This is a genomic window from Candidatus Allofournierella merdipullorum (assembly GCF_048426865.1).
GTDB classification, from domain to species: Bacteria; Bacillota; Clostridia; order Oscillospirales; family Ruminococcaceae; genus Allofournierella_A; species Allofournierella_A merdipullorum.
In genome coordinates, this window is the sequence record NZ_DBFNWJ010000004.1 from 58,848 (window position 1) to 74,108 (window position 15,261).

The 15,261-nt window shown below is 60.1% G+C and carries 11 protein-coding genes; 5 read left to right on the top strand and 6 right to left on the bottom strand.

Annotated features, from left to right (window positions below):
* Position 1 precedes the first annotated feature (1 nt).
* Genes wecB through ACMNAY_RS01035 form a run of 4 tightly spaced genes read right to left on the bottom strand, consistent with a single transcriptional unit; the run spans position 2 to position 4,499 of the window.
* Positions 2-1,141 carry a non-hydrolyzing UDP-N-acetylglucosamine 2-epimerase gene (gene wecB, locus ACMNAY_RS01020; protein ID WP_418718048.1) on the bottom strand — a complete coding sequence of 380 codons (1,140 nt, stop codon included), beginning with the start codon at positions 1,139-1,141 and terminating at the stop codon, positions 2-4.
* A 6-nt stretch (positions 1,142-1,147) separates the two neighbouring features.
* Positions 1,148-2,284, bottom strand: coding sequence for a glycosyltransferase family 10 domain-containing protein (locus tag ACMNAY_RS01025; RefSeq protein ID WP_394976044.1), 1,137 nt, complete (start codon positions 2,282-2,284; stop codon positions 1,148-1,150).
* Between the two features lie 3 nt (positions 2,285-2,287).
* Positions 2,288-3,421 (bottom strand): NAD-dependent epimerase/dehydratase family protein, encoded by a 1,134-nt coding sequence (locus tag ACMNAY_RS01030; protein WP_418718049.1) that lies wholly within the window; start codon positions 3,419-3,421, stop codon positions 2,288-2,290.
* A 31-nt stretch (positions 3,422-3,452) separates the two neighbouring features.
* Positions 3,453-4,499, bottom strand: a complete 1,047-nt coding sequence (locus ACMNAY_RS01035; RefSeq protein ID WP_418718050.1) for a polysaccharide biosynthesis protein — start codon at positions 4,497-4,499, stop codon at positions 3,453-3,455.
* A 194-nt stretch (positions 4,500-4,693) separates the two neighbouring features.
* On the opposite strand from ACMNAY_RS01035, the gene pepT reads away from it, so the two are divergent.
* Positions 4,694-5,911, top strand: coding sequence for a peptidase T (pepT, locus tag ACMNAY_RS01040; protein ID WP_418718051.1), 1,218 nt, complete (start codon positions 4,694-4,696; stop codon positions 5,909-5,911).
* Positions 5,912-5,942: 31 nt separating this feature from the next.
* On the top strand, positions 5,943-6,203 hold the full coding sequence (locus ACMNAY_RS01045; RefSeq protein ID WP_394968313.1) for a hypothetical protein: 261 nt from the start codon (positions 5,943-5,945) through the stop codon (positions 6,201-6,203).
* Positions 6,204-6,254: 51 nt separating this feature from the next.
* Here the strand turns inward: ACMNAY_RS01045 and ACMNAY_RS01050 are convergent, their stop codons facing one another.
* Entirely contained in the window at positions 6,255-7,604 is a 1,350-nt protein-coding gene (locus tag ACMNAY_RS01050; RefSeq protein WP_418718052.1) for a DUF6056 family protein, read from the bottom strand.
* A gap of 263 nt (positions 7,605-7,867) precedes the next feature.
* Here ACMNAY_RS01050 and ACMNAY_RS01055 point away from each other — a divergent pair, with 263 nt between their 5' ends.
* On the top strand, positions 7,868-9,178 hold the full coding sequence (locus ACMNAY_RS01055) for a hypothetical protein (RefSeq protein ID WP_418718053.1): 1,311 nt from the start codon (positions 7,868-7,870) through the stop codon (positions 9,176-9,178).
* A gap of 45 nt (positions 9,179-9,223) precedes the next feature.
* Here the strand turns inward: ACMNAY_RS01055 and ACMNAY_RS01060 are convergent, their stop codons facing one another.
* Positions 9,224-10,642: a DUF6056 family protein gene (locus ACMNAY_RS01060; RefSeq protein ID WP_418718054.1), complete on the bottom strand. Its 1,419-nt coding sequence runs from the start codon at positions 10,640-10,642 to the stop codon at positions 9,224-9,226.
* Positions 10,643-10,765: 123 nt separating this feature from the next.
* Between ACMNAY_RS01060 and ACMNAY_RS01065 the strand changes: the two genes are divergently transcribed.
* Both ACMNAY_RS01065 and ACMNAY_RS01070 read left to right on the top strand, forming a co-directional pair.
* Positions 10,766-13,357: an NYN domain-containing protein gene (locus ACMNAY_RS01065; protein ID WP_418718055.1), complete on the top strand. Its 2,592-nt coding sequence runs from the start codon at positions 10,766-10,768 to the stop codon at positions 13,355-13,357.
* A 356-nt stretch (positions 13,358-13,713) separates the two neighbouring features.
* The gene (locus ACMNAY_RS01070) at positions 13,714-15,129 is read left to right on the top strand and encodes a sugar transferase (protein ID WP_418718056.1); all 1,416 of its coding nucleotides are present in this window, start codon (positions 13,714-13,716) and stop codon (positions 15,127-15,129) included.
* The last annotated feature ends 132 nt before the right edge of the window (positions 15,130-15,261 follow it).

Below are 15,261 nucleotides of genomic sequence, written 5' to 3' on the forward strand. Positions count from 1 at the left end.
ATCAGCCCTTGCGCCAGACCATCTTGTTGACCACGCCCACGTAGCTCTGGATGATTTTGACCACCTTGGTGGACACATCCTCCACATAGCAGGGCACGGGGATACCCAGGTCGCCGTTCTCGTTCATGGCCACGGCGGTCTCCACCGCCTGCTCCACGCCGCCGGCGGCGATGCCCGCCAGGATGAAGCAGCCCTTGTCCAGCGCCTCGGGGCGCTCGGTGGAGGTGCGGATGCATACAGCGGGGAAGGGATGGCCCACGCTGGTGAAGAAGCTGGATTCCTCCGGCAGGGTGCCGGAGTCGGAGATGACGCAAAAAGCGTTCATCTGCAGATGGTTATAGTCATGAAAGCCCAGAGGCTCGTGCAGGCGCACCCGCTCGTCCAGCTTGAAGCCCATGGCTTCCAGCCGCTTGCGGCTGCGGGGATGGCAGGAGTAGAGGATGGGCATGTCGTACTTCTCGGCCAGCGCGTTGATGGAGGTGAACAGGTCGAGGAAGTTCTTCTCGGTGTCGATGTTCTCCTCCCGGTGGGCGGAAAGCAGCATGTATTTGTGCGCCTCAAGGCCCAGCTTTTCCAGAATGGGCGAAGCCTCGATGGCCTCAAGATTCGCGTGCAGAACCTCCGCCATGGGGCTGCCGGTGACGTAGGTGCGCTCCTTGGCGGTGCCCTCGGCGTTCAGATAGCGGCGGGCGTGCTCAGAGTAGCACAGGTTCACGTCGGCGATGTGGTCCACGATGCGGCGGTTGGTCTCCTCCGGCAGGCACTCGTCGAAGCAGCGGTTGCCCGCTTCCATGTGGAAGATGGGAATGTGCAGCCGCTTGGCGCTGATGGCGGAAAGGCAGCTGTTGGTGTCGCCTAAGATAAGCAGGGCGTCGGGTTTTTGCTCCACCATCAGCTTGTAGCTTTTGGCAATGATGTTGCCGATGGTCTCGCCGAGATCGCCGCCCACCGCGTCCAGATAAAAGTCCGGCGCGCGCAGACCCAGATCCTCGAAGAAGATGCCGTTGAGGGTATAGTCGTAGTTCTGGCCGGTGTGGACCAGGATCTGATCGAAGTATTTATCGCACTTTTTGATCACCGCCGCCAGTCGGATGATCTCCGGCCGGGTGCCCACGATGGTCATCAGTTTCAGCTTGTTCATCGGCGTTTACTCCTTTTTCATGGCGCGCTCATGTCGCTTGTAATAAAAGTTCAGCATCCCGCGGTCCGGCTCAGGCACAAGGCCGGGCACGAACCGCCGCAGAAGCACCAGTCCCCAGTACCAGCGCCGCCGCCAGCGGGCGACGCGCTGCTCCTTGACGTCCAGCTTTTGGGCGTAGGGCTTGAGCAGGGCGAGATAATCGTTCATGTCCGCCGGCATGAAGCTGACCGGCCGCCGCAGGGCGGCTTTCGGCTCCTGGGAAACGATGTGGGCCAAAAACTCCTCAAAGGCGTCGAAGGTGGCGTCCCGGTCGAAACCTTCCGCAAAGGGCGGCTGAGCCAGCATTTCCCGGTAGGCTGCTTCGTCGGCGTCCAGCCGGCGGATGAACTCCGCCGCCTCCTCCAGCGAGGCGAAGTCGTGCAGGTTCACAAAAGCCTTGGGGTTGAAGATGCGGGTGACGGTCTCGTCGCCGTAGTAAATGGGGACGCTGTGGTTCTTCAAGGCTTCCCAAATCTTTTCGGTGACGAAGCCCGGCCGGCTGGTGCTCTCGCAGCAGATGGTGAAGCGGCTCTCGGACACCCGGCGGGACTTCTCGTTCCGGGGGATGCGGCAGAGCTCCGGGTCCACCCCCGGCTGGGTGTTGTTGAGGATGGGGCCGCAGCAGTCCACCTCTTTGTAGGCGCTCAAAAGGCGCGCCATGTCCTCCCGGACGCCGTTCTCGGAGGGGTGGCTGAAGCAGAAATTGCAAAAGCGGGTCTTGGACGCGGCAAAAGCGTCCACATCCTCCAGCGGCTGCCAGTCGGACAGGTCACATTCAAACAGCAGGTTCGGGCAGCGGAAATACCGGTCGGGGTAATCGATGTATTCGAACCCGATGAAATAGTCAAAGGCGGAAAAATTCGCGTTGTCGTTTTCGCCGGTGTAGCCGATGCGCACACACTCCAGCTTGTTCAAATCGAACCGGTGGGCGCCGAACCAGAAGTCGGCGCAGAACATAAAGTCCGGCTCGTCGCACACCTGCACGTCAAAGCGCCGGCGCAGCAGGTCGGTAATGAGATTGTGCTGAGGGTCAAAATCACAGTGGAACGCGGTAAACCCGATGCGTACCGTCGGCTTTGCCGGCTCAGAGGCAGCCTGCGCCATCGGTCACACCTCCAGGGGGATGGTGTCAGGGTTCTCGGGGTCAAAGGCCTCGTTTGCCCACATCAGGGTCACCATGTCACCCTCGCCCAGATTCTCGATGTTGTGGGTGTAGCCGGTGGGAATGTCCACCACCTCCAGCTTGTCGCCGGAGACAAAGTATTCGTAAACCGTCTCCTCGTCCGGCTTGCGGAAGCGGATGACGCCCCGGCCGCTCACCACCAGGAACTTCTCGTTCTTGGAGTGATGCCAGTGGTTGCCCTTCACGATGCCGGGCTTCGAGATATTCACGCTCACCTGGCCACGCTCGGGGGTGCGCAGGAACTCGGTAAAGCTGCCCCGGGCGTCGCAATGCATGTTCAGCGGGTAGGAGAACTGGTCGGTGGGCAGGTAGGACAGCCAGGTGGAATAGAGTTTCTTTTCAAGGCTGCCCGCCGCAAGATACGGCGCTTCCAGGGTCTTGCGGTTTTCCGCAAAGCCGCCGATGACCCCGGCCAGGTGGCCCAGGGTGGTCACATGTTCCGGCTCCACACGGCAGTGGGCGGGCGTTTCGCCGTCGGTGACGGTCTCGCCGTCCATGGCGGCGATGAAGGCGCGCACCACGTCGTCGATGTAAACCAAAGGCAGGGAATAGGCCGGGTCCCGCACCTCCAGGGGCAGGCCGTAGGCCGCGTTGTGGCAGAAGGTGGCCACCACGCTGTTGTAGTTGGGGCGGCACCATTTGCCGAACACCCCCGGCAGCCGGAACACATACACCGGCGCGCCGGTCTTTTCGCCGTAGGCGTACACCGCCGCCTCCGCCATGGCCTTGCTCTTGCCGTAGTCGTTGTCCAAAGCGGCCTGGGTGCTGCTGGTCACCAGCACCGGGGCTGGTTTTTCCGCCTTTGCAAGCAGCTCCAGCAGCACGTCGGTGAGCCCGGAGTTGCCGGCATAGAACTCGCTGGGGTCCTTGGGGCGGTTGATGCCCGCCAGATGGAACACAAAGCCCGCCCTGGCGGCGTACTCCGCCAGGGTCTCGGGGGTGTCGTCCTTTTCAAACAGCATCAAGTCGGCAAAGCCCTGGGCCTTCAGCGTGGCCACCAGGTTCTTGCCGATGAAACCTCCGGCGCCGGTGATGAGGATGGGGGTGTTTTTGTGCATGGTTCGCCGTCCCTTTCAAGAAATAAAAGCGTTATTTGCCCCAGTTGGCAAGCTCATTCTGCACGTACTCGGTGGTCATGATCTTGGCCACCGTCTCCTCCACGGTCAGCAGACGGGTGTTGTGGCTGGTGTAGCTCTCGTCCGCCTGGGTGTGCACCTCGCCCTTCACCACGAACTTATCGTAGTTCAGGTCACGGCCGTCGGCGGACACGCGGAAGTAGCCGCCCATGTCCTCGCTGCGCACCCGCTCCTCTTTGGTCATCAGCGTCTCGTAGAGCTTCTCGCCGTGGCGGGTGCCGATGATCTGGGTGCCGGTGTCGCCGAACAGCTGCTGCACCGCCTTGGCCAGCACGCCGATGGTGCAGGAATCGCTCTTCTGCACGAACAGGTCGCCGGGGTTGGCGTGCTCAAAGGCGAACTGAACCAGGTCTACCGCCTCGTCCAGGTTCATCAGAAAGCGGGTCATGTCCGGGTCGGTGATGGTGATGGGCTTGCCCGCCTTGATCTGGTCGATGAACAGGGGAATGACGCTGCCCCGGCTGCACATCACGTTGCCGTAGCGGGTGCAGCAGATGGTGGTGTCCTCCGCCTTGACGGTGCGGGCTTTCGCGCCAATGACCTTTTCCATCATGGCCTTGGAGATGCCCATGGCGTTGATGGGGTAGGCGGCCTTGTCGGTGGAAAGGCACACTACCTTTTTCACGCCCGCGTCGATGGCGGCGGTGAGCACGTTGTCGGTGCCGATGATGTTGGTGCGCACGGCCTCCATGGGGAAGAACTCACAGCTGGGCACCTGCTTCAGGGCCGCGGCATGGAAGATGTAGTCTACGCCCCGCACCGCGCTGCGCACGCTGGAGATGTCCCGCACGTCGCCGATGTAAAAACGCAGTTTGCCCGCCAGTTCCGGGTGCTTCTGCTGCACCTCATGGCGCATGTCGTCCTGCTTCTTTTCGTCGCGGCTGAAAATGCGGATCTCGCCGATGTCGCTGGCCAGAAAATGCTTGAGCACCGTGTTGCCGAAGCTGCCGGTGCCGCCGGTGATGAGAAGGGTCTTGCCGCTAAAATAGCTGCTGTTCATTCTTTTTAAACCTCCCAAAAGGTATATCTTTGTGCGCAGGCGCGCGTTCCTTAGTCATATACGGTAACAATCATATCATAAAAGTAACAAATTTCCAAGGGGACGGCGCGATTTCGACGCTCCGGCACGCCCCTTTCTATTTTGCCCGCCCTGTGCTACAATACAAGCAAAGAAAAGTAAGGAGGGCGAAGCCCATGCGCGCCTACGAGCGTTTCCTTGATTACGCGAAAATCTACACCACTTCCGACGACCACAGCGCCACCCACCCCAGCACCGCCCGCCAGTTTGACCTGGCCCGTCTGCTGGAACAGCAGATGAAGGAGCTGGGCCTGCAGGATGTGCGGGTGGACGAGAATTGCTACGTCTACGGGGTATTGCCCGCTACCCCCGGTCTGGAGGATAAACCCGCCATCGGCCTCATCGCTCATATGGACACCGCCCCCGACGCCCCGGGCGAGAATGTGAAGCCCCAGGTCATCGAGAACTACGACGGCGGCGACGTTCTGTTCACCGGCACCGGCGAGTATATGCGGGTGGCGCAGTTCCCCGAGCTGGCGAACTGGAAGGGCCAGACCCTCATCACCGCCGACGGCACCACCCTGTTGGGCGCGGACGACAAGGCGGGTATTGCGGAGATCCTCACCGCCGTGGAACGGCTGCAGAAGGAGGACATCGCCCACGGCAAGGTCTGCGTGGCCTTCACCCCCGACGAGGAGGTGGGCGAGGGCGCCGACCTGTTCGACGTCAAGGGCTTCGGCGCCGACTATGCTTACACGGTGGACGGCGGCGACGTGGGCGAGCTGGAGTATCAGAACTTCAACGCCGCTTCGGCTTTCGTTACGATTCACGGTTTCTCGGTGCATCCCGGCAGTGCCAAAGACCTGATGAAGAACGCCCAGAACATCGCCATGGAGCTGCACGCCATGCTGCCCGCCGACGAGCGCCCGGAGCACACCGAGGGCACCGAGGGCTTCTATCACCTGTGTGAGATGAGCGGCACGGTGAGCGAGGCGAAGCTGGAGTACATCATCCGCGACCATGATATGGAGAAATTCAATGCCCGCAAGGCCGCGATGACTGCCGCCGCAGATGCCATCAACGCAAAGTACGGCGCGGGCACCGTAGAGCTGGAACTGAAGGACAGCTACTACAACATGGAGCAGGAGATCCTGCCCCACTATCACCTGATCGAGAACGCCCAGCTGGCGGTGAAGCAGGCGGGGCTGGAGCCGAAGATCGTGCCCATCCGCGGCGGCACCGACGGGGCGCGGCTGTCTTTTATGGGGCTGCCCTGCCCCAACCTCGGCACCGGCGGCTTCAATTTCCACGGCCCCTGCGAGTACATCACCGCTGAGAAGATGGACAAGAGCGTGGAGATCCTGCTGAATATCCTGAGCATCTACACCCGCTGAAACCCTCACATCCGCTCAAAGGAGGATGCGTATGAAATTCCTGGCAGGCTTTTTTCGCAAGCGGTTGGTCTTGTATACCTACGATGCGGTGCAGGTGGGGGCGGCCCGCATGGCCCTGCAGGAGGGCGGCGTGAAATTCTGGGTGCGCCAGCACACCGATGACCTGATGCCCCGCGCCATGAACGGGCAGGTGCTCCCGTTCCTCACCCGTGCCGCCACCGAATACAAGATCTTTGTGGATAAAGACGATGTGGAACTGGCGGAATACCTCATCAACGGCGGAACACTGTAAACAAAACTTAAGGCCCCGCGGGCAGCTGCCCGCGGGGCCTCGGTTTTTCTGTCAGATGTCCGGGATCTCACCGGTCTCAAAAGCGGTATTGGTCTTGCCGGGGAAGGGATAGGTGCGGGCTTCATCCGCCGAAAGGCTTTCCAGCCCGTAGTACTTCGCGGTATCTGCGCAGACCCAGTCCTCGGGGCTTTGGCGCAAGTCGGGCAGTCCCCAGCCGGCGCACCAGCGGGTATAAGGCTCGATGGCGTAGGTCACCACTTCGGTGTTCCCGGCCGTCGCCTCGGCCAGCAGGGCCTGTTCCCGGGTCTGTTTCATCACAAAGAAACTGGCAATGTCGTATCCTGCCCAGACGAACTGCACTGCCGCCGCCATGGTGAGCCCGGCGGCGCCGGCAGCCAGCGCACGGCGGACACTTTTGCACTCCAGCTGCACCGCGCAGGCAGCGCAGGCGACGGTGAGGAAGGTGAACACACCGTGGGTGGAGCGGGGATAGTATACCGGCGAAAGAATCATGGCAAAATTCGCGCCCAGTGCCGCGGCGAAGAACACGAGGGGACGGAACAGCCCCGCCGCGCCCGGTTTCTGCATCGCCAGCAGGCAGAAGAGCACACCAAAAAGCACCAGCAGCACCAGCCCGCCGCCGCTCACCAGTTGGTCTAGGGCGGAGAGGAACCGCACCGCCAGCACGGTCAGCGGGCCGCGGGGATCGGCGGCGGCGTCCTGCCGCTGGTAGTTGCCCGGCGCCAGGATCAGCAGCGCGAAGCCCAGCAGCGCGCCCGCAAGGCCCAGCCAGGCCCAGAGAGGCGCTTTTTTGTCACGCCAGAGGAAGAACCCGACACACAGCACCAGCGCCACCAGCAGCCCGGCGCTGGTGTTTTCGCTGGACCAGCCGGCAACGAGCCCCGCCAGAAGGCAAACCGGCGCCAGCCAGCGGCGCGCGGAAAAGGCCCGGTTCAGGTGCAGCGCATAGGGAATGAGCGCCGCCATACAGAAAAAGGTGGCCCAGAGGTAGTTCACCGAGCCGCACATCCAGAGGTTCGTCTGGCCGAACACCGGCGCGATCATCCACAGACTCAGGTAGATGAGCGCAAGCACGGCAGGCTCAAAATGCCGCTTTCGCGCCACCGCCAGCCGGTGCAGCACAAGGCCGAGGCCGGCGTACACCGCCGCGTTCAGCAGATTGAACACGATCTTGGGCAGAACGGTGAAGCCCTGGGCGAGACACTTGATGAGAAACCGGCCGCTCCAGTGGAAGTAGTGGTACCACTGGCTTTGCAGCACGCTCCAAAGCCCGGTCAGCCGCTCGCCGGTGGCGTAGCTGAAGGAGAAAGTGTAGTCGTCCGCCACGTAGGGCGTCAGACAGTTGAGCGCCAGCATGGCCAGAAAGACCAGCGTGACCATGGCGGCTGCCAGTTTCGCGGGCAGCGGAGCCGCGTTCCATTTCGCTTTCAGGGCGGACTCCTCCTTTCAGAACAGCGGAGCGTAAAAGTGCTTATTATGATACCATAAAACCCGCGGGATTTCAATGAACGGCGGGCGCAGAAGAAGTGGACAACGGGGATGAAAACCACTATAATTGAGATGCACACAGAATAAAATGGCCTTTGTGCACAAATTGAAAAACAAGCGGCGCCGGCGGCGTCGGCCCGAAGGAGAGAAAAGATTTGGCGAGATTGTTTACCACGGGCATTTACGGTTATCTGGATCTGGTCCTGATTGGTTGGACGCTCGGTCTGCTTTGGCTGGGGGCGTGCGCTCTTCTTGCAAAGGACGGATGGAAGGATAAGTTGCACGCGGCGCTGACCGATGAACGCCTTCTGTTTGGTGGCTGGGGCGGCGAAACGCGGGTGCAGATCGGCAGCTGGCTGTTCGTCGTTGCAATGGCTCTTTTGCAGTTTGATATGTTCTTTATGAACAGCTATGTGCGGGAGACGACCGCCTCGTGGTATGGGTTCTTGGCACCGAAGCTGGAGATCATCTATTTCTGGCTCATTATTCTGAAACTGGTGTTTTTCACCCGCTATTCGGGCCTTCAACTGGGGGCCGGATATTGCTTCTATTTTGTGTTCCGATGGGTGTTTTTGAATAACGGTCAGTTTTGGGCCGTTGCAGGCATGATGTTTTTCCTGGCGGCGAAGGATGTACGAATGCGGCAAGCCTTGAAAACAGGGCTTGCGGTGAGCGCGGCCAGCTTCCTGGCTGTGGTGACAAGCGCCGCGATGGGATGGATCCGCACGCTGCAAGAGAATTCCGGAGACCGCACCCGCGACAGTTTTGGGTATGGCTGGTATAACCTTACCGGCGCGATCCTGCTGGCCATCTGCATCATGTATGTCTGCTGGCGGCAGGTCAAAAATCTGAAGTGGTTTGATTTCGCGTTGCTGGCCGCGGCGCTGGTGTTCTGCGACCAAGGACCGGACAGCCGCGCTTCCACCGTATGCATCGCGCTGCTGATCTTGCTGGCGGCAGTGCTGCGTTTTGCTCCGGGCCTTGCAAAAACGGTCTGGGTGCGGGGGCTGGTGAGCGCTGCGCCGGCGGCAGCCTTTGCGGCAAGTCTCCTGAGTGGCCTGCTCTACCGTGCCGACAGCGGCTTCTGGACGCGTCTGGACGGCCTTTTCACCGGCCGGTTGATGCTCGCCAACCAAGCGCTGACCGGCAGCTCCATTGCCATCGCAGGCCAGCGGCTGACCGATTCGGGCTTTGTTGTGGACAATTTCTACGTGGCCCAATGGATCTATGGTGGTCCGGTGGAAAGCCTTCTGCTCTGGGGCGCCGTGACGGTGCTGCTGTGGCGGCTGATGAAAAAGGGCGCGGTGACCGAGAGCGCCTGCATCGTGGTGATGCTGGCCCATGCCTTTATGGAGGGACACTTCGCCTGGCCTTGTATCAACGTGTGCCTGTGGCTGCTGCCCTGTGTGCTCTATCTTCTGCCTCAGAGCCGCACGCCGGACTTTGCAAAACCTGCTGCAGATTAACAAAAAATCCCCCTGCGGTCTTATCCGCAGGGGGATTTTTGCTCTTTATTCCAGCGCGAGGCTCATCTCTTTGTCCACCGTGTTGGAAAAATCATCGTAACCGGGGAAGGGATAGTAGTGCTGTTCCACAGCGCGAATGCTGCCCGCACCCAGGTGCAGGGCCATGTTTTTGTTCACCCAGTTGCCGGGATCCTGACGGATATCCGGCTGGCCCCAGGCGCCGCAGAAGCGGGTGTAGGGGAAAACTGCGTAGGTCGCCACGTCCGTCTCGCCGGCCTGTACCGCTGCGGTGATCTCGCCGTCCCGCACAAGGCGCATGGTGAAATAGTTCAGTATGTCATAGCCGCCAATCGCAAGATCGTAGACGAGCACCACGCTGAACAGCCCGGCAAGGGCGCCGCGCAGCAACCGGGCCGTGTCCACCCGTGTTTGTGCCAGAGCGGCGATGCAGCTTGCATTGGCACAGACCAGCATCGCCAGAACAGGGTAGAAGGAACGAATGTAGTACACGGGAGAGAGCACCAGAGCGTAGTTCGCCGCCAGGCCCAGGAGACAGAATGCCGCCGGCAGCACCAGCGCCTTTGCGCCGGGCTTTGACAGGATGAGCAGGCCGTACAACGCTCCGAAGGCCATCAGCAACCAGGCGCCGTAGAGAAACAGGCTGTGGGTCGCGTTCATGATGCGGGTAGCATATACAGTCAAAAAGCTGCGCCCGTCGCTGCCGGCATATTCAAAACGCACCCATTGTCCGGGCGCGCACATCAGCAGAAGGAAACCTGTAAGACAGCCTGCCGCGCCGGTCCACGCCCACAGAGGAACCTTTTTAAGGAAAACACGCAATAAGACCAGAAAGATTGCTGCGGCCAGCACTGCCATGCCGCTGGTGTTTTCGTTGCCCCAGCCGGCGGCAAGTCCGAGAAAGAAAATGCCCACGGCAGCCCCAGCGCCCCGCGGTTCCAGTCCGTCCAGAGCCAGACGGTAGGGGAGCAGGAACAGCAGACACAGAGCAAGGGGCCACAGATACCCGCAGGAGCCGCACAGCCACAGGTTCACCGCGCCGAAGCAGGGATTGAAATGGACCAGCGCGGCCAGCACGACCACCAGAAGGAGGGGATGGATCGGCCGGCGACCGACGGCCAGCTTGGCGCTGGCCCAGACGAAGACGCAGAACATGGCGGCGTTCAGCGGATCAAAAAGCCACTTGCCGAGCCACAGAAAGATCTGGTTCAGGCTGATGACGATGGTCCGCCCGCCCCACTGCATGTAGTGGACGATCTGGGACTCAATAATATCGCCAAAATTCTCCACCGGCTCGCTGGTGGGATAGCGGAGAAGATAGGTGTAGTCGTCCGAGATCAGCGGGGTGAGGATGTTGAACAAAAACATCACAAGGAATGCGGCACCCAGAACCGCGGCGCAGCCCCACCACCCGGCAGACCGGCCTTTCAGTATTTTGAATCGCAACAGCGGTCACCTCCAAAGGATTGCCCCTGTTATTATAAAGCATCTGGCGCTCCTGTTGCAATGGACATTTTATCAAAGTATGATACAATACAGAAGAAGAGAACGAAGCGGGGAGAATACGACATGAGACGCATCACCGTTGGCATCCTGGCTCATGTGGATGCCGGCAAGACCACGCTCAGCGAGGCGCTGCTCTACAGGGGCGGGCGGCTGAAAAAGCCCGGCCGTGTGGACCACGGAGACGCCTTTCTGGACACCGACGCACTGGAGCGCCGCCGGGGCATCACCATCTTTGCCAAGCAGGCGGTGCTTCCGCTGCCCGACGCGGTGCTGACCCTGCTGGACACCCCCGGCCATGTGGATTTCGCCGCCGAGGCGGAGCGTACCCTCGCGGTGCTGGACTGCGCGGTGCTGGTCATCAGCGGCACGGAGGGCGTGCAGAGCCACACGTCCACGCTGTGGCATCTGCTGCGCGCCCATCGGGTGCCGACTTTTGTGTTCGTGAACAAGATGGACCTGCCGGGGGCGGACAGAGCGGCGGTGCTGGAGCAGCTGAACACCCGTCTGGAGGCAGGTTTTGTGGATTTCTCTCTGCCCGCAGATGAACTCACTGAGGAGATGGCCGGCCTGGACGAGGCTGCCCTGGAGGAGTACATCGACACTGGTTCGGTGAGCGAGAAACGCGCTGCGGAGCTCATTGCGTCCTGTCGGCTGTTCCCTTGCTTTTTTGGCTCCGCCCTGAAACTGGAGGGCGTGGACGAGCTGCTGGACGGCATCGCCCGCTGGGCCCCGGTGCCGGTGTATCCGGCGGAGTTCGGCGCGCGGGTGTTCAAGGTGTCCCGGGACGAACAGGGCGTTCGCCTCACGCATATCAAAGTGACCGGCGGCAGCCTGAAGGCGAAAACCATGCTGCAGGGTGTCACCGCCGCAGGTGAAGCCTGGGAGCAGAAAGCGGATGCGCTGCGGCTGTATTCCGGCGCGAAGTATGCGCCTCTGGCAGAAGCGGAGGCCGGTACGGTCTGTGCCGTCACCGGTCTGGAGCACACCTGGCCCGGAGAGGGCCTTGGCCTGGAAGAAAACGCCGCCGCCCCCGCGCTGGAGCCGGTGCTGGCCTGCGAAGTGCTTGCTCCGGAAGGTACCGACGTCACCGACCTGCTGGCGAAACTCCGCCTGCTGGAGCAGGAAGACCCGCTGTTGCAGGTCGAGTGGAACGAAGCCAGCGGCCGGGCGCAGGTACGGCTGATGGGCGAGGTGCAGCAGCAGGTGCTGGCCAGCCAGATGAAGACCCGCTTTGACCTTGATGTAATATTTGGACCGGGAGCCATCGTTTATAAGGAGACTGTCGCTTCCCCGGTGGTGGGTATGGGCCATTTTGAGCCCCTGCGCCATTACGCCGAGGTCCATCTCCTGTTGGAGCCGGGCGAGAGGGGCAGTGGCCTTGTGCTGAAGAGCGCCGTCAGCGAGGACGAGCTGGACGGCAACTGGCAGCGGCTGATTTTGAGCCACCTGGCGGAACGTCGGCATCCGGGCGTGCTTACCGGCAGCCCCATCACTGACATGAAGATCACCCTGACGGCGGGCAAAGCGCACCTGAAACACACCGAGGGCGGCGACTTCCGCCAGGCCACCTTCCGGGCGCTGCGCCAGGGCCTGATGCAGGCAGAGAATGTTCTGCTGGAACCCTGGTACTCTTTCCGGCTGGAGGTGCCTGCCGCGAACCTCGGTCGTGCCATGGCGGATGTGCAGCGAATGAGCGGCCGGTTCGACCCGCCCGAAACATTGGGCGAGACCGCTTTGCTCACTGGTACGGCACCAGTGTCGGAAATGACCGGCTACGCCGCCCAGGTGGCGGCTTACACCAAGGGCGACGGACGGCTGAGCGTCACGGTGAAGGGCTATGAGCCCTGCCATAACGCGGAGCAGGTCATCGCGACGGTTGGGTATGACCCCGAGCGCGACACCGAAAACCCTGCCGATTCCGTGTTTTGCAGCCACGGCGCGGGGGTGGTGGTGCTCTGGCGGGAAGCGGCTGAAAAAATGCACCTGGAAAACCGGGTGCGCTTAGGCGGAGAAGAGCCGGAACAGGCAGCTGCACCCATTCCGCAGCGCGCCGCCCGTCCGGCGTCCGGCGGCCTTGAGGAGGATGCCCAGCTGGCGGCCATCTTCGAGCGCACCTACGGCCCGGTGCAGCGGCGGGAGCTGCTATTCCGTAGTGCGAAGGAAGAGAAACAGGCCGTACCCGCCGGTCCGTGGAAGAAAACGCCGGAGTACCTGCTGGTGGACGGCTACAATGTCATCTTCGACTGGCCGGAACTGAAAAAACTGGCGGCGCAGGACCTTTCCGCTGCCCGCGAGGCGCTCATCCAGATCCTCTGCAATTACCAGGGCTACCACAAATGCACTCTTATCGTGGTGTTCGACGCCTATCGGGTGTCGGGCGGCAGCGGCGGCGTGCAGCGGGAAGGCGGAGTCTGGATCGTCTACACCAAAGAGGCAGAGACCGCCGACGCCTACATCGAAAAGGTGACCTATGAGCTGGCCAAGCTGGAAAAAGAACGCCGTGTGCGGGTAGTCACCAGCGACGGCGCCGAGCAGCTCATCATCCTGGGCCACGGTACCCTGCGCGTGTCGGCCCGGATGTTCCGGCAGGAGATGGACGTCACCGAGCGGGAGATCGAAGACATTATCGCCAAGCACAACGCCCGGCGAGGATGAAATGTGAAACTCTGTGAGCGTATGATGGAGAAATTTGCATTTTGATGTACAAGTGTGGCATGATTATGGTATAATATTTAAACCGAATGCTTTTAATGGGAGGCGCGTGTGCAGCAGCTCAGATTGGGTGAGAGAGGGGCTAAGACTCTTTCTGCCGAAGCAGACGGCTTTTGAGATTTAAACAAAAGCGGCGGTTAACCATCAATATGATGGCGATATCCGCCGCGTATCTGTAGTTTGGCCCTTTTGGTTTAGCTGGTTTAGCCTCCGGATATGTTTGCCTTGGCATAGCTTTCACGGAGAACCAACGGCGATGTGCGTGCCAAACGACCAAGATGCAAGGAAGAAATGTGATTATGATCCGAAAACACCAAGGGTTACTAAATATCATCAACTGCATAATGGATGCAGGGCTTGTTTTTTGTGCCTACCTGCTTGCGGTGTGGCTGAGGCTTGGAGTTTTGGCGAACGCACAGCTCAGCATGCATGAATTGCTTGAGCCGCAGTATATGGTGGGGGCGTTACTGTATGCGTGTGCGCTGTGCATACTGTATATCGTTTTGCGTTTGTATGGTAGCTTCCGCTTTCAAAACTTCTGGCAGGAAATTTTCACATTGGCAACGGCAAACGCCATTGGCACAATGGCGATCGGAACAGGCTTGTACCTATTCCGAATGGTTGACTTTTCGCGACTGACGCTGGCGATGTTTTACGTAATCAGCACGGCTCTGGTCATTTCAAAGCGGGTTGTACTGCGCAGTATTCTGGAGCATTACCGCAGCTTGGGCTACAATACCCGTACGCTACTGGTGGTTGGTGGCGGTGAGCATGCCTGTGGCTATATGCAGCATATTCGCGAAAATCCTCAGTATGGCTATCGACTGTTGGGATATGTTGCCACCGCCCCCACGGACAAAACGGAAGAGACCTATCTGGGCGATTACGATGTGTTCCATCAGAAAATGACAACTCGTACAGTGGACCAGGTGGTATTCTGTATGCGCCGGACTGAGACCGAGACCATGGGTGCGATGATCGCCGCCTGTGGACGGTACGGAGCAAAAGCATCGGTGATCCCGGATTACAACGAATTTATTCCCAGCCGGCCTACGGTGGAACTGGCGGGAGACTATAAACTGGTAAATGTGCGAAGAACGCCGGACAAAGGGCCGGTGTGGGCATTCGTTAAACGCACGATGGATATCGTGGGTGTGGTGATAGGTCTGGTGCTGGCCAGCCCCATCATGCTGATTACTGCCATTGCGGTGAAACGTTGTGATGGTGGTCCCGCCATTTTTGGGCAGGAGCGCGTGGGCAAAAACGGAAAAACTTTTCGCATGTACAAATTCCGCAGTATGTATCAAGACGCCGAGGATCGCCTTGCAGAGCTGCAGAAATACAATGAGGTGGACGGCCCAGCTTTCAAAATGGCGAACGACCCGCGCATCACACCGGTGGGGCGCTTTATTCGCAAAACCAGCATAGATGAGTTACCGCAGCTCATCAACATCCTCAAAGGCGATATGAGCATCGTCGGGCCAAGGCCTCCTATCCCCCGTGAAGTGGAGCAGTACACCGATTGGGATTGGGGGCGACTGGCGGTAAAACCCGGTCTCACTTGTTACTGGCAGATCAGCGGACGCAGCAATTTGAGCTTTGAAGAATGGATGAAGCTGGATCTCAAATATGTGGAAGAACAGGGCTTTCTGACGGACATAAAGATTCTCTTTAAGACTATAGGCGTGGTGTTGCGAGGGGAAGGTGCGTACTGATGGAAGTGAAACGAGTGCGACAGTATGATTTTTTCCGAGTTTCACACCGAAGTAGTATATTGAGTAGCCTGACAATCATCAGATTGATCTCTACAGAGAGCATGCGAAATGATAAAATACTTGTGGCTGAGA